The organism is Rhodococcus sp. IEGM 1302 (genome assembly GCF_030056935.1).
Classification (GTDB): Bacteria; Actinomycetota; Actinomycetes; order Mycobacteriales; family Mycobacteriaceae; genus Rhodococcus_F; species Rhodococcus_F qingshengii.
This window is the reverse complement of sequence record NZ_JASHKY010000001.1, coordinates 187,529-210,574: the sequence shown is the minus strand read 5'-3', so window position 1 is coordinate 210,574 and position 23,046 is coordinate 187,529. Positions and strand designations below refer to the sequence as shown.

Annotated in this window: 20 protein-coding genes and 1 pseudogene; 11 read left to right on the top strand and 10 right to left on the bottom strand. The window is 62.9% G+C overall.

From position 1 onward, the window contains the following. Positions 1-6 precede the first annotated feature (6 nt). The 6 genes from trxA (at position 7) to QM609_RS00930 (ending at position 5,112) form a co-directional block, all read left to right on the top strand. Positions 7-459, top strand: a complete 453-nt coding sequence (gene trxA, locus QM609_RS00955; protein WP_007735549.1) for a thioredoxin — start codon at positions 7-9, stop codon at positions 457-459. Then, the gene (locus QM609_RS00950; protein ID WP_007735548.1) at positions 456-722 is read left to right on the top strand and encodes a UBP-type zinc finger domain-containing protein; all 267 of its coding nucleotides are present in this window, start codon (positions 456-458) and stop codon (positions 720-722) included. The genes trxA and QM609_RS00950 overlap by 4 nt, the downstream gene beginning before the upstream one ends. Then, positions 700-2,427 carry an FAD-dependent oxidoreductase gene (locus tag QM609_RS00945; protein WP_283336879.1) on the top strand — a complete coding sequence of 576 codons (1,728 nt, stop codon included), beginning with the start codon at positions 700-702 and terminating at the stop codon, positions 2,425-2,427. The genes QM609_RS00950 and QM609_RS00945 overlap by 23 nt, the downstream gene beginning before the upstream one ends. A 13-nt stretch (positions 2,428-2,440) precedes the next feature. Next, entirely contained in the window at positions 2,441-2,881 is a 441-nt protein-coding gene (locus QM609_RS00940) for a DUF1931 family protein (RefSeq protein WP_024487875.1), read from the top strand. Between the two features lie 1,254 nt (positions 2,882-4,135). Beyond that, the gene (locus tag QM609_RS00935) at positions 4,136-4,597 is read left to right on the top strand and encodes an Hsp20/alpha crystallin family protein (RefSeq protein ID WP_007735543.1); all 462 of its coding nucleotides are present in this window, start codon (positions 4,136-4,138) and stop codon (positions 4,595-4,597) included. A gap of 164 nt (positions 4,598-4,761) precedes the next feature. After that, positions 4,762-5,112, top strand: coding sequence for a hypothetical protein (locus QM609_RS00930; RefSeq protein ID WP_039973505.1), 351 nt, complete (start codon positions 4,762-4,764; stop codon positions 5,110-5,112). 98 nt (positions 5,113-5,210) lie between these two features. On the opposite strand, the gene dnaB is transcribed toward QM609_RS00930, so the two are convergent. The 5 genes from dnaB to rpsF form a co-directional block, all read right to left on the bottom strand. Continuing rightward, on the bottom strand, positions 5,211-7,868 hold the full coding sequence (dnaB, locus tag QM609_RS00925; protein WP_065351641.1) for a replicative DNA helicase: 2,658 nt from the start codon (positions 7,866-7,868) through the stop codon (positions 5,211-5,213). A 508-nt stretch (positions 7,869-8,376) separates the two neighbouring features. Then, positions 8,377-8,832: a 50S ribosomal protein L9 gene (gene rplI / locus QM609_RS00920; RefSeq protein WP_007735531.1), complete on the bottom strand. Its 456-nt coding sequence runs from the start codon at positions 8,830-8,832 to the stop codon at positions 8,377-8,379. A gap of 18 nt (positions 8,833-8,850) precedes the next feature. Continuing rightward, positions 8,851-9,093 carry a 30S ribosomal protein S18 gene (gene rpsR / locus QM609_RS00915; protein WP_003941245.1) on the bottom strand — a complete coding sequence of 81 codons (243 nt, stop codon included), beginning with the start codon at positions 9,091-9,093 and terminating at the stop codon, positions 8,851-8,853. A 39-nt stretch (positions 9,094-9,132) separates the two neighbouring features. Continuing rightward, a complete protein-coding gene (locus QM609_RS00910; protein ID WP_003941248.1) occupies positions 9,133-9,657 on the bottom strand; it encodes a single-stranded DNA-binding protein in 525 nt (174 codons plus the stop codon). A 64-nt stretch (positions 9,658-9,721) separates the two neighbouring features. Then, positions 9,722-10,009: a 30S ribosomal protein S6 gene (gene rpsF / locus QM609_RS00905; RefSeq protein WP_003941237.1), complete on the bottom strand. Its 288-nt coding sequence runs from the start codon at positions 10,007-10,009 to the stop codon at positions 9,722-9,724. Between the two features lie 210 nt (positions 10,010-10,219). On the opposite strand from rpsF, the gene QM609_RS00900 reads away from it, so the two are divergent. From QM609_RS00900 to QM609_RS00890, 3 genes are read left to right on the top strand one after another with little or no spacing between them, the layout of a single operon-like run. Further along, entirely contained in the window at positions 10,220-11,575 is a 1,356-nt protein-coding gene (locus tag QM609_RS00900) for a glycosyltransferase family 87 protein (RefSeq protein WP_007735530.1), read from the top strand. Further along, positions 11,575-12,159 carry a GNAT family N-acetyltransferase gene (locus tag QM609_RS00895; protein ID WP_050656540.1) on the top strand — a complete coding sequence of 195 codons (585 nt, stop codon included), beginning with the start codon at positions 11,575-11,577 and terminating at the stop codon, positions 12,157-12,159. The genes QM609_RS00900 and QM609_RS00895 overlap by 1 nt, the downstream gene beginning before the upstream one ends. 45 nt (positions 12,160-12,204) lie before the next feature. Beyond that, a complete protein-coding gene (locus QM609_RS00890) occupies positions 12,205-12,984 on the top strand; it encodes a DUF4190 domain-containing protein (protein ID WP_050656539.1) in 780 nt (259 codons plus the stop codon). Between the two features lie 6 nt (positions 12,985-12,990). On the opposite strand, the gene QM609_RS00885 is transcribed toward QM609_RS00890, so the two are convergent. Both QM609_RS00885 and QM609_RS00880 read right to left on the bottom strand, forming a co-directional pair. Continuing rightward, positions 12,991-15,762, bottom strand: coding sequence for a WD40 repeat domain-containing protein (locus QM609_RS00885; RefSeq protein ID WP_349307375.1), 2,772 nt, complete (start codon positions 15,760-15,762; stop codon positions 12,991-12,993). Between the two features lie 118 nt (positions 15,763-15,880). After that, positions 15,881-16,834, bottom strand: a pseudogene (locus QM609_RS00880) (nSTAND1 domain-containing NTPase); the annotation flags it as partial. Positions 16,835-17,020: 186 nt separating this feature from the next. Here QM609_RS00880 and QM609_RS00875 point away from each other — a divergent pair. Continuing rightward, positions 17,021-17,320 (top strand): helix-turn-helix transcriptional regulator, encoded by a 300-nt coding sequence (locus tag QM609_RS00875; RefSeq protein ID WP_003941253.1) that lies wholly within the window; start codon positions 17,021-17,023, stop codon positions 17,318-17,320. A 2-nt stretch (positions 17,321-17,322) separates the two neighbouring features. On the opposite strand, the gene QM609_RS00870 is transcribed toward QM609_RS00875, so the two are convergent. The 3 genes from QM609_RS00870 to QM609_RS00860 all read right to left on the bottom strand — a co-directional run bounded on the left by QM609_RS00870 (position 17,323) and on the right by QM609_RS00860 (position 22,069). Next, a complete protein-coding gene (locus tag QM609_RS00870; RefSeq protein WP_050657048.1) occupies positions 17,323-18,900 on the bottom strand; it encodes a glycosyltransferase family 87 protein in 1,578 nt (525 codons plus the stop codon). A 39-nt stretch (positions 18,901-18,939) separates the two neighbouring features. After that, on the bottom strand, positions 18,940-21,087 hold the full coding sequence (locus QM609_RS00865) for a transglycosylase domain-containing protein (RefSeq protein ID WP_007735524.1): 2,148 nt from the start codon (positions 21,085-21,087) through the stop codon (positions 18,940-18,942). Between the two features lie 562 nt (positions 21,088-21,649). Next, positions 21,650-22,069 carry a DUF5318 family protein gene (locus QM609_RS00860; RefSeq protein ID WP_042448217.1) on the bottom strand — a complete coding sequence of 140 codons (420 nt, stop codon included), beginning with the start codon at positions 22,067-22,069 and terminating at the stop codon, positions 21,650-21,652. Positions 22,070-22,197: 128 nt separating this feature from the next. On the opposite strand from QM609_RS00860, the gene QM609_RS00855 reads away from it, so the two are divergent. Then, on the top strand, positions 22,198-23,037 hold the full coding sequence (locus QM609_RS00855; RefSeq protein ID WP_007735521.1) for a DUF1707 SHOCT-like domain-containing protein: 840 nt from the start codon (positions 22,198-22,200) through the stop codon (positions 23,035-23,037). The last annotated feature ends 9 nt before the right edge of the window (positions 23,038-23,046 follow it).

Here is a 23,046-nt window from a genome sequence, read left to right as displayed (position 1 = left end):
CTGGTCATGGGATCCGAAAAGGTGAAGTGCCCGAACTGCGGCAAGACCAACAACATCCCGGCAGCAGGGGAAGGAAAACCTCGCTGCGGCAACTGCCACGAGCCGCTGCCCTGGATCGCCGCGGCGGGAGACGGTGACTTCGCGGAGATCGTCGAAAAATCCTCGGTGCCTGTGCTCGTGGATCTGTGGGCGACGTGGTGCGGCCCGTGTCGCATGGTCAGCCCCGCGCTCGAGCAGCTCGCCAGAGAACACGCCGGCCAGATCAAGCTGGTCAAGGTCGACGTCGATGCTGCACCCCGGACGGCTGAACGATTCACCGTCCGCGCCGTGCCGACTCTGCTGGTGATGGACCGGGGTGAGGTTCTCGCTCGCCAGTCGGGCGCAGCTCCGGTCCCCCAGCTGCGCACGTGGCTCGATCAGGCGCTCTCGGAAAATGCCGGCGAGGAGGCGAAGTCATGAGTCCTGTCCATGCGGACCCACATGTAACCGCGATCCGGGCCGTGGTGCCCCGTACCCCGCAGGGCTGCGAGGAATGTCTTCGCCTCGGCACCCCGTGGGTGCATCTGAGGCTGTGCCTGACGTGCGGACACGTCGGTTGCTGCGACTCTTCGCCGGGCAGGCACGCGAGTGCTCACGCTCACGCCATCGGGCATCCGATCGTCCAGTCGATGGAGCCCGGCGAGGATTGGCGGTGGTGTTATGTCGACCAGAACTTCGTCTGAGGGCGCCTCACCCATCGGGTACAGCCCGCCGGTCGACGACGAGACCCCGGACGAGGAGGGCGCCTTCCCGCGGCTGACGGACGACCAGGTCGCGAAGCTCGAGGTCGGTGGCTCGCGTCGACCGGTTCACGCCGGCGAGGTGCTGATCCGAGAAGGCGCGCCTGACAACGATTTCGTCGTCGTCCTTTCCGGAAAGATCGCAGTCGTCGACGAAGGCGACGCGGACGGCGAGCGCCGGATACTGCGCGTGCACGGTCCTGGGCGTTTCCTGGGCGAGCTCGGACTCCTGGAAGGTCAGGTGGCGTTCTTCACCGCCGAAGCGATCGAGGACGGCGAGATACTCGTCGTCCCGGCCGAGCAGGTACGCGAGCTGATTGCCCACGATCCCGTGCTCAGCGATTTGATCCTGCGCGCCTACCTTGTGCGTCGGCACTTGCTGATCGGGCTCGGCTCCGGATTCCGGATCATCGGCTCCTGCTTCTCCCCGGATACGTTGCGACTTCGTGAGTTCGCGATGCGAAACCGTCTGCCCCACAAGTGGTTCGACTTGGAACAGGACGAACGAGTGGAGCAGCTGCTACGCAGCCTGAACGTCGCACCCGAGGACACACCCGTCGTGATCTGGCACGGCGAGAAGGTGCTGCGCAATCCGACGAATGCGGAACTCGCACGCGTCGTCGGGCTTCCTGTCCCGGCACCCGTCGCGGACGCAGCCAAGGACGTCTACAACCTCGTCGTCGTGGGTGCCGGACCGGCCGGCCTGGCCGCATCGGTGTACGGCGCCTCGGACGGGTTGAACACGGTGACGTTGGAGCGGATCGCTGCGGGCGGCCAAGCCAGTACCTCATCCCGGATCGAGAATTATCTGGGATTCCCCGCCGGGGTCTCCGGCTCCGAATTGGCCGAACGAGCCGTGCTCCAGGCCGGGAAGTTCGGCGCCCGAATCCTGGTGTCGGCAGAAGTGACCGGTTTGGGATCCGAGGCCGGGAACCATGTGCTCCGACTGGCAGACGGCGGGTCGGTGCACGCCCGGGCCGTTGTGCTCGCCGCCGGGGCGCGGTACCGCAAGTTGGCCGTTCAGGGGATCGAGGCGCTGGAAGGAACAAGCGTGTACTACGCCGCAACGCATCAGGAAGCACGGATATGCGGCACCGACCCGATAGCCATCGTCGGTGGCGGCAACTCCGCCGGCCAGGCCGCCATCTTCCTCGCCGAGCACGTCTCACAGGTGCACCTGCTCATCCGCGGCGATGACCTCGGGAAGAGCATGTCCCGATACCTGGTCGACCAGATCGAACACCATCCGCGGGTCACCGTGCACCGGCACACCGAGATTCGTGCGGTCCACGGCGAGAAATACCTCGAAGCAATTGCGGTCGAGGACAATCGCACCGGCGACCAGGACACGATTCGGGTGCGCGCCCTGTTCGTCTTCATCGGGGCGGTACCGCACACCGGGTGGCTTGCCGACGCGATCGCACTCGACGACCACGGCTTCGTCCTCACCGGTGTGGACGCGATCCACGCACGAGCGGACGGCAGCCTGCCAATCAACGGCGGCCTGTCCAGGACGCTCGAAACCAGCCTGCCCGGCCTGTTCGCGGCGGGCGACATCCGCCGCGGTTCGGTGAAACGAGTCGCATCCGCCGTCGGTGAAGGAGCGATGGCCGTACGCCAAATCCATGAATACTTCGAAAGGAGCTGACGACATGCCAGTAATGGGCACCGTGAAATTCCAGCGGTTCTTCAGGGCAGCGGCCGGACTGCAGGTCGACCGGAACGATCTCAAGCGCTATACCGATTTCATCGACGACAAGATCTACGACGTGATCCTGATCGGGAAAGCCTCCGCGAAAGCAAACTTGCGCGACGTGATCGAACCGTGGGACCTGCCGATCACCAAGGGATTACAGGAGAGCATCCACCGGTTCGAAAAACTCGACGAGGAGATCGAACTTCAACCGCTGCTCGATCAGCTCACGGCCCGCCCGCCCTTGGACGTGGCCCTCTCAGAGGAGACAGAGCAACGACTGCCGCTGATCGCAGGAGGGTTGAGCGTAGCGCTGGCGCAAACCTTCGCCACGGTCGAACCGGACCGCAAGAACCCCGGCACAGCCCAATGGACAGTCGCCTTCGACATCTTCCACCTACTTCTGTGATTACCACCCGTCCCGGCTGACAGCGCGTCCGAGTTCGAATATGCTGTCCGGCTGCGAAAATACCGGTGCGATTCAGAACTGCCTGTCAGTTGGCGTCGACGACGGAGGATTTCCGGCGAGAGGTGCGGTTTCCGCGCTCGATTCTCGAGCAGCGAGAACTCCAGTGAGGGACTCGATTACAGCCCTCAGATCTTCTGCCGTGAGCGAGTTCGGCTTACACGCCGAACCTCTGACACCGGTAGTCCGCGTGGCCAGGCGGCGAGCAGAACTTGTCGATCGCCGATCACTCCTTCGGCTCATCTGAGAACCTTTCGTCTTCACTTTCTCGATCCCCGCATCGGGCGGGCCCTGAGCACTTCTGGGCGCGCACAGCTCAAGGCCCGGCAAGGAGACCAGTGAGGGTGATATGGCCTTGCCTTGACGAACACCCGCCCGATTGTTTGCCCCCTCGAACGGAACGGGTGCCCCCGACCCGACGAAGGTTATTGCGCACTGCTTGTAGACGACAGGGTCGAAAGTCCCAGTTCCATTGTGATGAGCAAGCTTTGACGGTAGCCGAAGTGTTCTCCCTTACAGCCGGTTCGGTGTGTGCACGAACACCGACATCGTTCGCAGCGACTCCGACGAACGAGCACCCGCGATGTTCGATGCCCGATCCACCCGCAAACATCGGGAAAAGACCTATTTTGCAAAAGCATTCGGAACAGACGTCTGCAAACCAAATACCAGGCACGGGCCACCTTTCCAGGCACCGCGGCTACTGCGCCGCTAGCGTGACGACCAAGATGTTCACCTTGCCATGCAAACGGCCATGTCACTTCTTGGCATCGAAGGCGACTGAACATGATTTATACCGATCGCACTGTTTATGGTTGAAGATGTGCGGACGACATGAACGTCGACTTCGCACGGATAGTGGGTCATCGGTGTTGTGTGCTCAATGCCGACGTCGGTCATACGCCCCGACTCGCACACGCAGAGTCGGGGCTCCGGCGGATCCGTTGCCGCGCCGCCGCTACTGACGAAGTGCCGTACCGCGCCGCCCGCTTCGAATCGAGGCCGAAGGCGGCCACCGCTTTTGTCGGGACCAGGCAAAGCAGCGATCTTCAGGGACCGGAACACTTCCCCAAAGCTTCTGGCACTCTCGGTTGCAGAGTGCTAATTCGTGTGGTTATCATGTTCTCGCACAGTAAGTTCGGTCAACCGCCACAGTGGCGGTGACTTTTCTTTTCACGACATGGGAGGTGTGTTGCTGTGCTTCGTTTCGATCCTTTCACCGACATCGACGCGATCACCAAGTCCGTACTCGCCGCGGGAACCGGCAACGGACGCAGTCCACGGTTCATGCCGATGGACCTCTACAAGGTCGAGGACCAGTACGTCCTGCACGCCGATCTTCCCGGCGTCGACCCAGGATCAGTGGACGTCCGCATCGACGGCTCGACCCTGACGTTGACCGCGCACCGCACCGCCCTCTCCGAAGAGGGTGTGAGCTGGCTGGCGAGTGAGCGTTTCGCTGGAACATACAAACGGCAGCTGTCCATCAGCGACGACATCGACGCCCAACAGATCGAGGCCTCGTACGACAACGGCGTGTTGACGGTGACGTTGCCGATCGCAGAGAAGGCGAAACCGCGGCGGATCGAGGTCTCCTCCGGACCACCCTCCCGAACCGATAACGCCGGATCGACAACACAGGTGCAGATCGAAGCCTGATCCGCCTGGCCCGAACACCGCTTTGATGGTGGGGTGACTCCCGAGGACACGCGATGGGTTCTCGGGCCTCACCCACCATCGTTTCGATCTCCCACTGCACACCCGTGGCGCACACCGGTACATCCACCACACGAAAGAATCAGCGCGAGAACCCTTTAGCTGCCATGACTGCATCCACTATCCCCCCGCACGAACAATCCGACAACACCGACAACACCGAATCCCGCGCGCACACTCCACCCGATTGGTGGGATCACCACCGTCCGATCACCAGCGATGAATACAGCGACATGGCGTTGATGCTCGGTGCACTCTCGATACTGACGTTCTGGATGTTCGGCCTCGGCATCCTCCTCGGTGCCGCCGCCATCGGAACCGCCCTGGCAGCGCGCCGACCCGACACCCCCGGACGCGATCTGGGCGACAACACCGCCGGCGTGGTCGGGATCCTCACCGGCATTGCCGGAATCGCCTTCGGCGCCGTCTTCCTCACTGCAGCACTACCCCACCTGTAGAAAAACCGAATTTTGCACTAGTGGAATCGAATTGGTGCTTGTAGCAGGATCTCACAAGATCTGAAATCCGTCCCACCTTCAGGCGATGGCGGCAGCCACTATCCCCGCGCCATATCGACGAATTTCGAGAGGTGAAGTTGGTGCGCCACAGTGATTGTCGCGGTCGGGCCGTTACGGTGCTTACCCAGAATCAGGTCGGCTTCACCGCCACGGGGATCGTCTCGCTCGGTCGCGTCGGGGCGGTACAGCAGAATCACCATGTCGGCGTCCTGCTCGAGCGATCCGGACTCACGAAGGTCGGCGACCTGCGGACGCTTGTCGGTTCGCTGCTCGGGACCACGGTTGAGCTGACAGATCGCGACAACCGGAACTTCGAGCTCCTTCGCCAAAAGCTTTAGGCTACGTGAGAATTCGGAGACTTCCTGCTGACGGGACTCGACCTTTTTACCGGAGCTCATCAGCTGGAGGTAGTCGATGACGATCAGGCGAATGTCGTGTTTCTGCTTGAGCCGCCGCGCTTTTGCGCGAATTTCCATCATGGTGAGGTTGGGGGAGTCGTCGATGAAGAGCGGCGCCTCGCTGATCTCACTCATACGACGCGCGAGCTTGGTCCAGTCGTCGTCGGTCATCTTTCCGGAGCGCATGTCGCCGAGCTTGATCTTTGCCTCTGCGGACAGCAGACGCATGACGATCTCGGTTTTGCTCATTTCCAACGAGAACATGACGCTGGCCATGCCGTGCGTGATGGAGCAGGAACGCAGGAAATCCATTCCGAGCGTGGAATTGTGCGTCGGGACCATCGAATGACCGGCCAGGTACATGTGGTCGGCGTTGTCGACCTCGACGCAGCGAACCGGAACACTCGCAATTGGTCGAACATCGACAATGTAGCGCGATCCGCTGCGCGTAGTGCTTTTACTCGCTCGACGCTCCTTGTGCAGCATCGCTTTCCGCGTAAGACCGAACACTTCGTCATCAGTCGAGAAGGTCAAGGTGAATGCAGTCGACGAAGCCTCGGTGCGACCGTTGACTCGCTTTGTGCTCATTTGGCAGCGATAGCCAAGACTGACCACTAATTCCTGGGCGTCGCGGACGAGGCGCTCGTTGGTTACCGAAAACTGAACGGAGCCACCGGCAGTCACAGTTCCATCAGTGTCGAGAAGTCCCGCAAGAACCGCACGACGCTGCGCCTCAGACCCACGGAGATACTGGACAGGGATGTGCTTGTTGCCCAGAACACCGACCGTACGTAGGCGTCCTTGAACCGTGCCGTACTCATTGCGGCACTTCTGGCACAGTCGCAGCCCGATCGAAGGTCCACCACAGTGTGAACAAGTTGGCGCAGGTACAGGGTCAGACATGAAACGTGCTTTGCCGCCGCATGATTGACCGCACGTTCGCACGTGACTGGTGAACGGCACGAAGCTCTTTCCGCACACAACGCAATCGCGCGGAGCGACGGGATCTTCCGGGGCTAATTGAAGGCTGTAGCGCAAATGCGCCGACTTGGACGGAACTGCAACCAGGCCTTCGGCCTCGATCAACATGATGATCTCAGGATCAGCAGTGGTGAATTGTGCGCAGGCAGTAGAACCGTCACCTAGCCAAGCGCCAAGTGTGTAGGGCGGGACAAGGAGATCCTGCGTTGGTAGGTCGAGCGGCTTGGCATTCACGACAGAGTGATTAACGCGGCCATCCGCCGTTGCGCATCGCACCGTCGATGCGATCTCCGCCGTGGTTCGGACCTCGGCGAATGTCTTTTGATTCTTATAGCGGTTGTAACCTGTCTTGGCGTTCTGCGCTGAACGGCGCGAAGCACGCGTCTCCGTCAACCACTGATGCTGCTCGTCGGCCACCAACACTGTTCCATCGGAAAACTCGACCTCGTAGCAAGGACGGTCAACCATCACGTCGGTAGCGGCAACAACCCGCGTCGGCTTGCCGTGGTTGTCGATCAACAGATCGCCGACAGCAACGTCACCCATCGTGGTCCAGCCACTGGGCGTCGCGAGGGGAGTATCGAGGGCAAGCGCCTTGCCCACACCAGGACGGGCCGCGACGATAATCATCTGACCAGCGTGAAGGCCGTTGGTGATCTCGTCGAGATCCTTGAATCCGGTGGGCACACCGAGGGAAATTCCGCCGCGGCTGGCGATGGAGTCGATCTCGTCCATCGTGGGCTGGAGGAGCTCGGTGAGGGGTACGAAGTCCTCGGTGGTTCGACGCTCGGTGACCTCGAAGATCTCGGCCTGCGCGCGGTCGACAACCTCGGCCACGTCCTGGCCCTCGGTGCCGGCGTAGCCGTACTGGACGATGCGCGTACCGGCGTCGACCAGACGACGCAGCACGGACTTCTCGGCCACGATCTCGGCATAGAAGGCGGCGTTGGCGGCTGTGGGCACTGTCTGGGTCAGCGTCACCAGGTAGGCAGCACCACCGATACGGCGGAGCTCACCTCGACGGTCGAGCTCGGCGGAGACCGTCACCGGGTCGGCGGGCTCGCCACGGCTGTAGAGGTCCAGGATCACGTCGTAGACGGACTGGTGAGCGGGCCGGTAGAAGTCACCCGGGCGCAGTACCTCGAGGACGTCAGCGATGGCGTCCTTGCTCAGCAGCATGCCGCCGAGCACCGACTGCTCGGCAGTCATGTCCTGAGGTGGCTGGCGTCCGAACTCCTGGTCGGGCTCGGCCTCGGGAGGGCCCGGGTAGTCCGGCCCCGAGAAGTCGGAAGGTCCTCGATCATCTACAACAGCCACAAGCGAGACCTTCCCGTAAAACACTCGACGACACTGCCAGAAACCGCAGCGCCCTCATCATTTGTACCTGCCCCCACCGACATCCCCTAGCCGCATTCGGCCGGGCTGTAGATAGACGCCGAGATGACGTTAGGGACTAGTAGGTCCGCATACAAACCGGACTGTGGATAAACCTGTGGATGCTTTGTGGAAACTCCCGCCCCACGGTGTGCACCGCCTGTGGAGCATTTGGGGACTACTTTGCATAGTAACTACATAAGACCAGGTAGATGGCTATCCACAATTTCACAGGCCTGTTGATGAAAATAGTTTTTCCACAGTCGGCGCGTCGGTGTGTCGGGCGTGTTGCCTCGCCCGATTCGTCACTGATCACCAAGTCGAACATCACAGTGTGAGAGTTATCCCCAGGTCCGATTCGGGACGCTGTCAGGCGGCACACCGCACCCCGAAACAAAACGTCGGGCCCCGCACACCGAAGTGTGCGGGGCCCGGCGAGACGAACAGTCGACTATGCGCCGACGACGTTCAGGTTGAACTTGGCAACCACATCGGGGTGCAGGTTCACGACCACGGCGTGCTTGCCCGTGTTCTTGATGTGAGCCTTCGGCAACACGATGGAGCGCTTGTCGACAACCGGTCCACCGGCAGCCTTGATCGCAGCAGCGACGTCAGCGACGGTAACCGAACCGAAGAGCTTGCCCGAGCCACCGGCGGTCTTGACCGTCAGCGTTACGGACTCGAGGCCCTCGATAGCTGCCTTGAGCTCCTTGGCGTGATCCAGGCCGCGCACAGCGCGCGCTTCCTGTGCACGACGGATGCCCTCGACCTGCTTCTCGGCGCCACGGGTGGCGACGATTGCCAGTCCGCGGGGGAGCAGGTAGTTACGGCCGTAGCCGTCCTTGACCTCCACGGTGTCGCCAGGCGCACCGAGGTTGTCCACGTCAGCGGTGAGGATGAGCTTCATGTTCTTTCCTCCCTTTCCTTAGCGAGCCACGGTGGCGTAAGGCAGCAGTGCTACCTCACGTGAGTTCTTGACGGCAATGGCAACGTCGCGCTGGTGCTGGACGCAATTGCCGGTGACACGGCGAGCACGGATCTTTCCGCGATCGCTGACGTACTTACGAAGCAACGTCGTGTCCTTGTAGTTGATCTGCGTGTTCTTCTCTTTGCAGAAGGTGCAGACCTTCTTCTTCATAACCTTGTCGCGCAAGGGCGGCTTCGGCATGTCTTTGCTCTTTTCTGGATGTTCCTGATCAGGTACGGATCAGAAGGGCGGTTCGTCGCTGCCCGCACCACCGAAGGAGCCCGAAGCCTGAGGCGCACTGCCCCAAGGATCGTCTCCACCCGAAGGTGCAGCGCTCGGACGTCCGCCACCCGATCCGCCGGAGGAACCGCCGAAGTTGCCGCCTCCACCGCCGCCACCACGGTTGGCCTTGTTGACCTTTGCCGTGGCGTACTTCAGTGAAGGACCGATTTCATCGACTTCGAGCTCGACGACAGTTCGCTTTTCGCCCTCGCGAGTTTCGTACGAACGCTGCTTGAGCCGGCCGCTCACGATTACTCGTGAACCACGGGTCAAGCTCTCCGCGACGTTCTCGGCTGCTTCGCGCCAGATGTTGCAACGCATGAACAGCGCATCGCCGTCTTTCCATTCATTGGAATTACGGTCGAAGGTGCGGGGCGTGGAAGCAACCGTGAAGTTTGCAACCGCGGCACCCGCCGGGGTGAAACGAAGTTCAGGATCAGCCGTCAGGTTTCCGATGACGGTGATGATGGTGTCGCCAGCCATGTGGTTCCTCCTGCATTGATGTAAGACCGTTGGGCGCGAGAGTAGAGCTCGCTACCGACAGTAATTACTTGTTGTGGCGCAGAACCTTCGTGCGCAGAACCGACTCGTTCAGACCGAGCTGACGATCGAGCTCAGCGACGGTGGCGGGAGTGGCGTTGATGTCGATCACCGCGTAGATACCTTCAGCATGCTTCAGGATCTCGTAGGCGAGACGACGCTTACCCCAGACATCGACCTTGTCGATCGTGCCGCCGTGCTGGCGCACAACATTGAGGAACGTATCCAGTGAAGGAGCGACAGTGCGCTCGTCCAGGCTGGGGTCAAGGATGACCATCAATTCGTAATGACGCATAAGACCTCATCACCTCCTGTGGACTAAGTGAAAACGGCCACGGACTATCCGTGGCAGGAGGGTCGTTGCGTCAGCAACCCTCGTAGGTTACACGAGGGGCCTTGACCAGGGAAATCGTCCCGGCCCTCCGGGAAGACCGCCAGGTCGATGCGCGACGCGTGGTGCAGACGCATCACCCCGCGAGCCACTGCGCCCCCTAGGGTGAGAATCATGCGAACAGACCGCAAGACCCCGGCGTCGATCCTGGCGTTGGTCGTCGGATTGTGCGGGCTGACGATGGCGCTGGGCTATTTCAACAAGGCCAGATGCGGCGGTGCACCGTTCGCGCCCGACGGACGAAGCCTGAACTTCGACGTCAACAAGAACATCGACGTCTGCTACTCCGACATTCAGTTGCTCTGGCTCGGACGAGGTATCGATCAGCATCTGTTCCCCTTCGTCACCGGAGGGATAACGCCCGAAGGATTCCTGACCGGCGGAACCGTCGAATACCCGGTGCTCAGCGGAATTCTGATGTGGCTGGGCGGTATCGGCTCACACACCGACACCGATTTCCTTCTGCACTCGGCCCTGATCCTGGCTCCTTTCGGACTGCTCACGGCGTGGATGCTCGGCAAGATGAGCGGCGCGTACGCGCTCGTGTGGTCGGCGACTCCGCCCCTGGTTCTGTACGCATTCCACAACTGGGAGCTCCCGGTGGTGGCCACCAGCGTCGGCGCGATCTTCCTGATGACGTTCGAGCGGATCCCGCTGCGAACTCGCGCGGTTCTGGCGGCCGTCATCCTGGCGATCGGTTTCTGTTTGAAGCTGTACCCGGGAATGTTCGTGCTGCCGCTCATGGCCTACGTGCTTCTACGCGGCACCGAAGGCAAGCGCTACGACGTTCGTGGAGCGCTGATGACGGCGGGCGCGGCGATCGTCACCGTCGTCCTCGTCAACCTGCCGTTCGCCCTCATTTCCTACGAAGGCTGGCGCGCGTCGTTCAGCTTCCAGGAGAAGCGAAGCGCGGACATCACCACCAACTCGGTGTGGTTCTGGGGTTTGCGCCCGTTCTACGGTTTCGGAGTTCGCGAGCTCAACGCCGACTACGACGCACTGGTGAGCATCCTGTCTCCGGTGATGATCCTGTTGTCATTCGCGCTCGCGATGTATCTGGGTTGGCGCCGCTACGTCCGCGACGGCTACTTTCCGTGGATTGCAGTCAGTGCCGCGATGCTGTGCGGATTCGTGTTGCTGCACAAGGTCAATTCACCGCAGTACACACTGTGGATCCTGCCTTTCCTCGTACTGTTCAAGATCCGGTGGTTCTGGATCGTCGCCTATCTGATCGCCGACGCAGCGTTGGGTATCGGCATCTTCCGGTACTTCTACCAACTGGACATGAATCTCGATCCGAGCAAGTACGAGGCCGTCGTCCAGGCGAGCGTGTGGGGCCACGTCATCCTGCTCGCCGTGTTCTTCTTCTTGTTCCTGCGAGTCCCGTTGCGGTATCCGCTTGCCGGTGGGACCGATCAGATTGCCAACTCCGACAACAACCTTCCGACTCACTCACGGGAGCACGCCTGATGACTGCATCATGGTTCGAATCACCGACGCTGACCGGTGATCGTGTCCGACTCGAACCCCTGGGCGTCGCGCACACCGACGCTCTGCTCGCTGCTGCCGACGACCCGGCGATCTTTCGTTGGACCGCATCGCCCATCACCGATCGGGAACAGGCACAGAAGTACATCGCTGCAGCAACCGACGACCCTAATCGGATCGCCTTCGCGCAGGTGAACATCGCGACGAACGCCGTGGTCGGCACCACGTCCATGTACCAGATCGACCCGGTAAACCGCAGTCTTGCAATCGGATACACGTGGTTGTCGCGATCGGTTCAGGGAACCGGGATCAATCCCGAATCGAAGCTGCTCCTGCTTCGTCACGCCTTCGACCAGCTCGAAGCCGTACGCGTCGAGTGGCACACGGACGAGTTCAACGAACAGTCCAGGGCCGCGATCGCAAAGCTCGGCGCTCAGTTCGAGGGCCTGCTGCGCAAGCACCGACGCCGCGCCGATGGCAGTTGGCGTACAACAGCGCTGTTCGCGATGACCGACGACGATTGGCCGACCATCGCACGTCAGCTCGAGACACGTACCCGAAACTAGCGATCACCTGCACTCTTCGGCTAAGTCCATGCCAAGATTCACCTCATGAGCGATCAGGGTGGGTACGGGTACCAGGGCAATCAGAATTGGCAGCCGTCTCCGTACGGGCAGCCCGATCCGTACGGCAGGCGGCCGACGAACACACTCGCGGTGCTCGCCCTCGTCTTCGCGTTCCTCATCGCGCCGTTGGGGATCGTCTTCGGGCACATCGCTCGCGGCCAGATCAAACGGACCGGCGAAGAAGGCGACGGACTCGCCCTTGCCGGACTGATCATCGGCTACATCTTCACCGCACTCGGCATCCTGGCCGTGATCGTGTGGATCGCGTTCTTCGGGCTGCTCGCCGCCGCTTTCGGCAACGCCGCCAATGAAGCGAGTTCGCGGAGTCTCACCTATACGACGCCGTACTCGTACTCCACGACCACGACTCGGGCGCCGAGTGCACCCACCACAGCGCCGAAAACGACGACGCCCCCACGCGTCACAACCTCGATCGGACCAGCGCCGACCGTCTCGGGCACCAACCGTCAGGGCTTCATCTCCGGCGGCCCCAGTTGCAACTCCACCAATCCTGCCGTCGCCATCGCCGTCACGACCGGATCACGAATCGTCATCTGCGAAACCGGAGTCGGGCGTTACTACTACAAGGGTCAACGGCTGAGCGACGGCGCCACCATCGAACTCGACGATCCGACGCCCACGGGCAACGGATTCACCGTCACCAACAAGGACGTGACGTACAAGCTCACCTCCGCCGGACTGGTGATCACCGGCAGCGGAGGCGAGCTGGGTCGGGAAGCGGCGCTCGAGTTCTGGATGAACTGAAGCGCGTCAGCCGGCACACGGATCCTGGTAGGGAACACCGGGCAGGTACCGCTCCCATTCGGCTTCCGTGATGGGAGATCCTGCGGTGCGGCACAATCGATCAACGACGCCGTCGGGGTCGATTCCCCACAAGCGAACGGTCTTGTCCGACCCACTGCCCGCGATCATGTCACTCTCGCCCGCGAACTGAGCGTCGTTGACGCGACCCGGGTAGGCGGACAGCGTCGCAAATCGTGTTGACCGCGAGGGAGTCTCGATGTCCCAGAGCCAGACGGTTCCGTCGCCGACACCGGCAGCGAGCCGATCACCGGCGCGGTTGAACGAGATCGAATAGATTGCGCCCTCGGGGCCGACGAGACGAGCGAGTTCCTCGGGTGCCGACGGTGTGCGTACGTCCCACACGGCGACACCGTGATCCGCACTTCCAGCGGCCAACAGCGTTCCGTCGGCGCTGAAAGACACTGCTAATGCGTAGCTTTCGAATCCACCCACCGTCGCCGCCACCCGGGGCGACGCTGCGTTCGACACGTCCCACAGATCCACTTCGTTCTTGGCGTTCGCGATCGCCAAGATGTCGGTACCTGGCTGAAAGGCCATCATCTGCGGGTAGGAGCCGACATCGGTCAACGACAACAGTTTCGGAGCCGACGGGTCGGAAACGTCGACCAACGCAATACTGTTGTCGTCCTGCGAGGACACCGCCAGCAGATCTCCGGCGGGATTCAGTGCGACAACCGCCACGATGCCCTTCACATATACCGCAGGCTCGCCGTAGATACGTGGCGACGCCGGATCACTCAGGTCCCAAAGATATGCACCGCCGCCGCCGGTGCCGCTCACAGCCAGGTTCCCGTCTGCCGACACCGCCGACGCACCGCTGAAAGTGTCGGCCCCTTGCGGTTTCAACTCCGGCATCACCGCGGGGCGATCGAGATCCTCGGTGTTCCAAGCCAACATCGCGCCACCCCTGGCACCGACGCCGGCCACCAGACGCGAGCCGTCCGCGGCAAAGGGACTGGTGAAGATCGTGTCCCGAGCTCCCGCCCAGACCGGACCCGGAAGAGCCCACACGCGAGTCACACCGTTGAGTCCCCCGGTGACCAGATTGCGGCCGTCATCGCTGTAGTCGACTGTGGTCACCGCCCCACTGTCCGGAAGTGTTTCGATCAATGCCCCGGTTCGGGGGTCCCACACGCGCACGGAGTTGTCGGAACTCCCTGCAGCAAGGCGTGTTCCATCTTTACCGTAGTTGAGTTCGTTGACGTAACTGGAAAATCCCGTCAGCGCCGGGAGGGGAGCAGGGCGCGCCGGATCGCTCATGTCCCACCGAACCACCTCCCTGCCAGTCGTTCCCGCCGCAAGCTCACGTCCGTCCGGGCTGAAGGCAACGCCGAGGTAGTGGACGGTGGTGCCGTTGGGCTCGGTCGCGAAGATCGGCGCCGATTCCTCACCCCACTTCGCGACGTCCCACACGCGCAGAGTCGCTTGACGCCCGCCCGCCACGAGGAAACGTCCGTCGGGGCTGAACGTCGCGGTGACAATGCCGTCAGCTGGATGCGGAAGAGCAGGCAAAGCAACGGCATTCGTGGAGGTGTCGATGTTCCATCGCAGGACGTCGGGCGTCGAGGTACCGGCGACCAGCTTGGTTCCGTCTGGGCTGAACTCCATGTCCTGCACTACGCGTTCACCGTCGACGGGAAGTGTTCCACGGACCGGATTTTCGGGATCCGACACGTCCCACAGCGCAGCGCCGCCGGCGCCACCGATCGCAAGCAGCCGTCCGTCCGGGCTGTAGGCGACGGCAAAGAGGGCCGTGCCCTCCGAGACTCCGAGGAACTCTGCCTGCGGAACGGCTGAGGCAACACCGTCCACCATCGGATAAAGCCTGACCTTCCCGTCCGAACCACCCACCGCCACAACAGTTCCAGCTGGGTTGATCCGGGCCTTCATCGCGCCGGGCGGTCCGATGATGCGAGTAGCCGAATGAACGCCCGACGCATCCAGCAATGCCGAGCGGGCTTCGGTTGTTTCGTTGACCGCAAAGGCCGCCAGAGCAAGCTGCGACGCCAGCGACGGATCCCGCTCGCGCATCCTGATCGACTCGGTGGCCACCTGACGCGACATCGCCTCGTCTCGCGCGGTATCTGCTTGGACACGTTGACGATTGGCTCCGATACCGGCGACGGTCGCAACCACCGCCAACACCAGAGCGATCACCGACGCGGCTGCCAACGCAGTCACGAGCCGTCGTAGCACGCGTGTACGTCGGCGATCGGCAAATTCCTGCTGATCACGATGCTCGATGCTCGCGGCGAGGTACTCCCGCTCGGTGGCATTGAGGTCGGCGGCGCGGGTCCGACTCGGTTCCAGTGGGAGCCCGAGTTCGCCCGAACGCAGCCATTCTTCCGTCAGATGAAGACGTGCGGGTCCGAGCAGCGCGCCGGGGTCGCGTCCACTGTCTTCCCACACCTGCGCCGCGTAGGTGAACCTGCGATGCACCGCCAGGCCGGCGCGGTCCGAGTCGATCCAATCGCGAAGCCGACTCCACGCGGACAGCAAGACCTCGTGCGAAACCTCGACGGTCTCCTCGTCGACGGTGAGAAGGCGGCGTAAGGCGAACCGGTCGATGACGGTATTCACGTCGTCGACGTCGTCACCGAGGAAGAGTTCGGTGCGCGGTGCCCGCCGACGCGTCTGCGTCACTTCGTCGACGTTGACCAACCGGAGGAAGATCCTGCGCGCCAACTGCTGCTGCCGCTCTGTGAGCTCGCCGTACACTTCCTCCGCGCTTTGCTGGACGGCTCCGGCAATCCCGTCGGTGGCGTAGTAATCCGAGGACGGTCAGAGTCTTACGCGTCGACCGTTGCCAGGTCCCCAACAGTGCGTGTGACAGCAAGGGCAAAGCTCCGGGGTCGCTCGCCGTGCGCGAGCCGCGTGGTGTCAGCTCGGAGACCAGAACCTGAACCAATTCGCTCTGCACGGTCATCCCGGCCTTGACCGCCGGCTCGACGATCACCTCGCGCAATTGTTCGTCGGTCAGCGGCCCGACCACCATCGGCGAATCGTCGAGCAGCGGTACCAAAAGCGGTTCCTCCGCCGCGAGCCCGTAGAAGTCGGCGCGCATTCCGATGACTGCGATGGTGTTCTCACCGAGTTCCGCGAGGGTCCGCAGTATTTCCTCGCGCCGATCACCGTCGCACTGCGTCCACAGTTCCTCGAACTGGTCGAGGATCAAGACGGTTGGTTCGTCGGAGATCGACGACGGAATTCCTCCCGTACCCGGCTGCAGGGTTTCCACCCGCCAACCGTCGAACCGTGGATCGTCCCCGGCGATCTTGGGGGCGAGCCCGGCCCGCAGCAACGACGACTTACCCGATCCGGAGGCACCGATCACCATGAACTGACGGCGACCGACACCTCGTATCGCCGACGCCACCCGCTCGACCAAGTTGGCAGTGAGTTCGTCTCGACCGAAGAACCACTCGGCATCCTCTTGCCGGAACGACTCGAGACCTCGATACGGAACGGTGGCGTCGCCGCGTCGTCTGGCCGTCAGCTGTCTCACTCGTTGCACCGCACTGATCCAGCGCTGCCGCTCATCCTCGGAATCGACGCCGCAGGCCTCGAGGAGCGCGAAAAACATCGGGGTACTCGCCGGCGTCGGCAGGTGTTGGCCGGCAAACCATTCGCTGACGGTTCCGTGCAAACCACCCGAACGCTCGACGGCTTCGCGGACCGTCAGTCCGGCTGCGTTCCGCAGTGCAGTGAGCGTCTCAGCAAACTGCCCACGCGACTCGATCCGGGCGGGATCGACCTGATTGTGCGTACCGGCTTCCGCCTTCGAGTTCATAGCGACGCACTCTATCGGAGCAGGTAGGGGATTTGTCCGTTGTATGGACTCTGTATCGAGAGAGTTGCGCCCGTTCCACTGAGACACCTCGATCGAAATACTCGTCTCAGTCGCACCCTGAGCCAGCAGCCCTTCTGCAAATACGGCAGTCGACGCCCATCCCCTCCGTCGAAAGGCGCTACTCGCATGTCTTCAATCGGCATTTCTCCGAAGATCGAGGCAAACGTGTCCCGAGTCGGCAACCCCAAGCACGGCAAGCACAAGCCGAAGCTGAGCGTCCGCGAGATCGAAGTACTTCTTGCCTGGCTACGTTCGGATTCCAAGTCCGAGGTCGCCGAGACACTCGGCCTACGCGTCTGCACCGTCAACACACACATCACTCGGATCCGCACGAAGTACAGCGACGTCGGGCGGCCGGCTCCCACGAAGGCAGCATTGTTTGCCCGCGCGGTCCAGGACGGGTACACCACCCTCGACGAGTGGTGACCTCAGACCGTGACGGGTTCCGGTTCCTTCGCCTTGGACGGCTTCAGCCAACCGGGTAGCCAGGCAGGTTGTTTGTCCGGTGCTTGATCGAGAACACCGCCCGCCGGATCGTCGATGAACCCGTACCGCACGAGATCCTCCGACGGCCGGTAGATCTGCCGGAGCACCAGCGCGCATAGAACGAGTACCGCGATGTCCCGGATCACGACGGTTCCGGTGAACCACTGCTCGGGCAGCCCCTTGTTGGACACACCGAGGTAATACATCATTCGTGGAACCCAGACCAGGGCGTCGATGGTCATCCACGCGAGCAGGAGTCTGCGGTGCGGCAAGGCCAACACGGCCAGCGGCACCAGCCACAGAGAATACTGCGGGCTCCACACCTTGTTCGTGAGCAGGAAGCCCGCCACCAACAGGAAGCACAGCTGCGCAACTCGCGGACGACGCTGCGCCGTCAGGGCGACGTATCCGACACCGATGCAGACGGCCACGAACAAAAGCAGAGAGACGGCGTTGAGATTCGACGGTGACTCACCCTGTGCGAGAGGACCGTCGAGGCCCTTCCACGACGTGAACGACGCGATCACGTTGTAGAGCGAATCCGGATCGGCCCCGCGTTCGGAGTTGAGCCGGAAGAATTCGTACCAACCATGGGGGTACAGCGCGGCAATGGGCAGGTTCACCGCAAGCCATGCCGCGACCGCGCTGAGAGCGGTCACCAGCCAGTCCCTCGTCTTGCCCGCGCGCAGACACAGGACCAAGAGCGGTCCCAGTAGGAGCAGCGGGTAGAGCTTTGCGGCGCCGCCCAGGCCGAGCAGGATTCCCGCGAGCACGGGCCGCTTACGTGCCCATGCCAACAACCCACCCGCCGCGAACGCCGTCGCCAGAGGATCGAAGTTCGTGAACACGTGCACGATCACCAAAGGGGAGCACGCGATCAGAGCGCCGTCCCACACTCGTCGTCCGGCCAACAGAGTGCTCGCCCACACGGTGACCAGCCACGCCAACGCCAACCCGAACGCCACGACGTTGAAATAGAGCGCCACCTGAATCGCGCCCGGCAGCCAGGTGATCGAATCCCACGTCTTGGCGACTTTCATTGCGCCGTACTGATAGAGCCCCGAGATGACCGGATACTCCATGTACCGCATCTGGATCGAACCGTCGCCGCGTACTTCTTCCCACGACGTCTTGTACGGGAATGCTCCCTGATCGAGGCGTTCGGCTCCGTACAGCGGAACGGTGTCGGAGTAACACATCGCCACGTACTGACGGCTGCCACTCCAGTCGAGGCCGACCTGCCCGCTCTCGCCGACCGGCGCCTGCTGAATACAGCCCGCCTTCGCGAACCAGCCGAAAGCCAAGAACACCACGGCGAGCAGAAGGATCACTCTCATCGGTGTGAAGAAGCGAGTGCGTCCGATCAGTGCGTGACGACCTACCGGACCGCCGACGGTTCCCGACAGCGCAGACACCATCGCGTCGTTGCGACTGGGAACGTCCCGCCAATCCGCCGAACGAAGATCTTCGGCCAGCGGAGCGGGGGAGGTCGGTTCGGCATCATCAGCATTCGCGGCCACTCCGCGAGGTTACCGTCTTTCGAACCGACCACCCTCCAACTACTGGCCGGGGCTCACACCTGCCGGTTCTTCCTCGGTGGTCTCGCCTGCCCCCGGTACCTGTGGCGTGGTTGTCGTCGGCCGGGAGATGCCCGGAATCGGGATCGTGATGCCCGGCAGAACCTCGACCTGCGTCGTTGTCACCACGGGCGGCGGAGTGGTTTCCGTCGTCGTCGGTGCGGTGGTCGGCGGCGCCGACGTCTTGGGCGGTGCGGGAGCCGTGTACTCCGGAACACCACCGGCTTGACCGTTGATCTTGCCCGGCGTCGGGAACTTCTCGTTGTCGGTGCCCTCGAGGGCGCCGTCCATCGTGTCCTTCCAGATGTCCGAAGGCAAACCCGAGCCGTAGATCATCGCGCCACCGGAATTGGTGATCGCTTCACCGTCGGGAGTTCCGACCCAGACCGCGGTCGAAAGCGACGGCGTGTAGCCGACCATCCACGCGTCCTTGTTGGCTCCGGTGTCACCGAGCTGCGCAGTACCTGTCTTCGACGCCGACAGACGTCCGCCGGCCAGGTTGTGACCGCGCGAGTACGCCGCGATCGGCTGCATCGCAGCCGTCACGTTGTCCGCCACGGCAGCGTCGATGCGGTCTTCACCGGCGGGCGCGCCGCGGTCCAGCAGCACGGTGCCGTCGGCCGCGACGACCTTCTGCACGAAGTGCGGTGCGTGATACGTACCGGACGCGGCGAGTGTCGCGTACGACGACGCCATGTCGAGCACGCGGGCCTGGTACTGGCCGAGCACGATGCCGTTGTTGGGGCCGGAACCGTCGGCCTCGGTGAGCGACGGGCCGACGCCCGGGATGTCCTTCGGGATGCCTGCTTTGTGAGCGATGTCCGCGATTTCCTGCGGGCCGTTGCCGTCGAGGCTGAGCATCTGACGGTAGAAGCTGGTGTTCAGCGAACGCTTGAGCGCCTCTGCGATGGTGCAGGTGCCGCAGCTTTCACCTTCGACGTTGCCGATGGAGATGCCGTTGACGGTCAGCGGTGAGCTGTCGTACATCTGCGAGAGCGGGATTCCCTGATCCAGGGCGGCTGCGAGGCCGAACACCTTGAACGAGGAACCAGTCTGAAGTCCGGCATTCGCGAAGTCGTATCCCGCGCCGTCCTCACCGCCGTAGTACGCCTTGACGGCTCCGGTCTTCGGATCGACCGAGACAACTGCGGTACGCAGATTCTCCGGCTCACCCTCCATATTGGAACGGGCTGCCTCGACCGCTGCGGCCTGAGCCTGCGGGTCGATGGTCGTGGTGATCTGCAAGCCCTCGGTGTTGAGCAACTGCTCGCTGATTCCAGCGTCGCCGATCTCCTTGAGCACCTGACGCTTGATCAGGCCTTCGGGTCCGGTCGAGCCCTGGCTGCTGTTGTCGACCTGGGCGAGCGGGATGTAGGCGGGGTACTGCATCGGCGTGCGCGCGGCCTGATCCAGCGTGCCGGCGGACACCATGCCGTCGAGCACGTAATCCCAACGGGACTTCGCGCCTGTCGGGTTGGTCTCGGGATCGAGGAGCGACGGAAGCTGGATCGACGACGCCAGGACGGCGCCTTCTTCGATGGACAGCTGGTCGACGGGCTTACCGAAGTAAGCCTTGGATGCTGCGCCGATGCCGTATGCGCCGCGACCGAAGTAAATGGTGTTCAGATACGCGGCGAGGATGTCGTCCTTGGACCACTCGTTGGCCATCTTCGAGGAGATGACGAGTTCCTTCATCTTTCGCGTCAGCGAACGCTCCGAGCCGACAAGCGCCTTCTTGACGTACTGCTGCGTGATGGTCGAGCCACCACCGGCGCTGTCGCGACCGAGGACGTTGTCTCGGGCCGCGCGTGCGAAACCGGAGATCGAGAAGCCCGGGTTCGAGTAGAAATCGCGGTCCTCTGCGGCCAGAACAGCGTTGCGAACGTGCGGCGGTACCTGATCGAGCGAGACCTCGACGCGGTTGCCATCTGGCGGGACGACAGTGCTGATCACCGTGGTGCCGTCGGCGGCAAAGACCGTCGCCACCTGATTGGTCTTGAGGTCACCGGGCTTGGGGACGTCCTGCACGATGTACGCCGCCATGAAGGCAAGGACGGGCAGAACAAGACCGAGCGCCACCAAGACGTAGGCCGAGCGGCGAACTGTGCGCCACTTGGACTTCTTCTTCACGGTGCTCTTTCTTCCCTTCGGGGGTTGTCCGTCGTTGCCACCGCCACCGGAGCCACCTGTCGGTGGCTTCGTCGGTGGAGGTCCGACCGGCGGGCGGGTGCCCGCGTTGCTACGGGTGGTCGCTGCTGCTGCCGCGACGCGCTGGGTCGGTTCGTTCGCCTGAGCGCCTACGGCGCGATCTCGAGGCGGCGGGCCGGCAGGTCGGCCTTGCGGCGGACGACCCTGAGGAGGGGGACCGGCGGGGCGGCCCTGAGGAGGCGGGCCGGCAGGTCGGGCTTGCGGCGGACGCCCCTGGGGCGGGGGTCCCATCGGACGACCTTGCGGCGGACGACCCTGAGGGGGCGGACCCATCGGAGGGCGTCCCTGCGGTGGTGGGCCCATGGGACGTCCCTGCGGCGGACGACCCTGAGGAGGTCCGGCGGGACGGTTGGGACCGACGGGACGGCCACCCGGGTTGTTGCCGCCCGGGTTGTTGTTGCTGGGGGAACTCACGAATCAAATCTCCAGTGGTCACGGACCGATCACGTGCAGACTTCGATCGGGCCCTTCTTCGGGTGTGGCGTTACTCGCTGGCGGTGCGCCGGCTTGGTGGGCGTGCTCGCCGCGGTCGCGGCGGCGCAGGTACTGCGCCGAGCACATAGGACTGCACCAAGTGGTTCCAACTGCAGGTACGGCACACCTCTACAACGTGCACCGTGAACTCCTCTGCTGTTTCCGCAAGCCGAGCGAGCTCGTCCGAGGTTCGGGCCGATCCCGAAACCTGACCGAGCTTGTCGCCGAACACCCAGGACACGAGCGTCAACTGTTCCTTGCGGCAAATGGGGCAGACGACGTCGCTGCCCCGGCCGTGGAACTTCGCGGCTCTGAGTAGGTACGGATCGGCGTCACACACCTGCTTGACGTCGGTCCGACCCGCAGACACTTCGGCCAGCACAGACCGACGCGCGAGCGCGTAGTCCACAACTTGCCGCTGTATCCGCACCTGACCAGCGTACGTGCGTCCGTGCCGCGACGGACGGTTCGGGAGGGTCACGATGAACACATTTCGGGGGCTGGGGGCATGGCGACCAGCCATTACGATCACTTCCTGTGAAGTCTTCTCGTTCTCCGATGACGCGCGCTCGTGATCTTGATCGCGTCGAAACGTGCAATGTGTTGGACGCCGCGTACGCCGAAGGGCAGTTGAGCGCGGAGGACTACTTCGACCGGACCGAGAAGGCGAAGTCCGCGAAGACCCTGCTCGCACTCGCACGCCTGGTCAACGATCTGCAGGTGCCGAAGATCGAGACCAAAACGGTGCCTCGGACGTCGACGGCACGAAAGGCCGTGTTCGTCGGTGCTGCTGCTCTGATCGTCGTCGGCGCGATCGCAGCAGTGGCGTGGAGTCGGTCACCGTTGACGCCCTCGGAAGACATCACAGCCAGTTATGCCAGCACTACTTCCCTCGCTCCGCCGTTGCCGACCACCACCCCGGTGCCGGAGCCGACCGTCGAACCGATCCTGATCGCACACATCGACACGTTGACGCCGGAAGGAATCGGCGCATTCATCGAGAGGTATCGAGAAGAGTTCGGTGACATGTTCGTAGACGACGCCAGCTTCCACGGCGACTACTCATCAGTGAGCCGGGCGGTCCCCGATGCTCCCGCTCTCACCGAGTCCATCAGTTTTCGCGACGGCTTCGAGAGGGAAGTGACGTCCATTCCGCGGCGAACGGGCCAGCCGACCTTCGACCTCGGTTCCATCCAGATCGACAAGCTCGCGCCGTACATGGTGAACATCGGCGACTATGTCAATGTTTCGGACGCCGCGATCACCCACTTGATCGTGGACGCGAACTACGGCGTCCCGGAGATCGCGATCTATGCAGAGAACGGACTCGGCCACCAAGGACGCATCGAGGTCACGCCGTGGGGCGAGATCTCTCGTTCCTACCCGTACGGGAGCTAGGGTGAGCCG

What these genes read in the sequence shown, in the direction of transcription:
- QM609_RS00900 (WP_007735530.1), top strand. Translation starts at nt 10,220, where the DNA reads ATGCGAACAGACCGCAAGACCCCGGCGTCGATCCTGGCGTTGGTCGTC.
- QM609_RS00930 (WP_039973505.1), top strand. Translation starts at nt 4,762, where the DNA reads ATGACTGCATCCACTATCCCCCCGCACGAACAATCCGACAACACCGAC.
- QM609_RS00910 (WP_003941248.1), bottom strand. Translation starts at nt 9,657, where the DNA reads ATGGCTGGCGACACCATCATCACCGTCATCGGAAACCTGACGGCTGAT.
- QM609_RS00945 (WP_283336879.1), top strand. Translation starts at nt 700, where the DNA reads ATGTCGACCAGAACTTCGTCTGAGGGCGCCTCACCCATCGGGTACAGC.
- QM609_RS00855 (WP_007735521.1), top strand. Translation starts at nt 22,198, where the DNA reads ATGACGCGCGCTCGTGATCTTGATCGCGTCGAAACGTGCAATGTGTTG.
- trxA (WP_007735549.1), top strand. Translation starts at nt 7, where the DNA reads ATGGGATCCGAAAAGGTGAAGTGCCCGAACTGCGGCAAGACCAACAAC.
- rpsF (WP_003941237.1), bottom strand. Translation starts at nt 10,009, where the DNA reads ATGCGTCATTACGAATTGATGGTCATCCTTGACCCCAGCCTGGACGAG.
- rplI (WP_007735531.1), bottom strand. Translation starts at nt 8,832, where the DNA reads ATGAAGCTCATCCTCACCGCTGACGTGGACAACCTCGGTGCGCCTGGC.
- rpsR (WP_003941245.1), bottom strand. Translation starts at nt 9,093, where the DNA reads ATGCCGAAGCCGCCCTTGCGCGACAAGGTTATGAAGAAGAAGGTCTGC.
- QM609_RS00895 (WP_050656540.1), top strand. Translation starts at nt 11,575, where the DNA reads ATGACTGCATCATGGTTCGAATCACCGACGCTGACCGGTGATCGTGTC.
- QM609_RS00940 (WP_024487875.1), top strand. Translation starts at nt 2,441, where the DNA reads ATGGGCACCGTGAAATTCCAGCGGTTCTTCAGGGCAGCGGCCGGACTG.
- QM609_RS00890 (WP_050656539.1), top strand. Translation starts at nt 12,205, where the DNA reads ATGAGCGATCAGGGTGGGTACGGGTACCAGGGCAATCAGAATTGGCAG.
- QM609_RS00950 (WP_007735548.1), top strand. Translation starts at nt 456, where the DNA reads ATGAGTCCTGTCCATGCGGACCCACATGTAACCGCGATCCGGGCCGTG.
- QM609_RS00875 (WP_003941253.1), top strand. Translation starts at nt 17,021, where the DNA reads ATGTCTTCAATCGGCATTTCTCCGAAGATCGAGGCAAACGTGTCCCGA.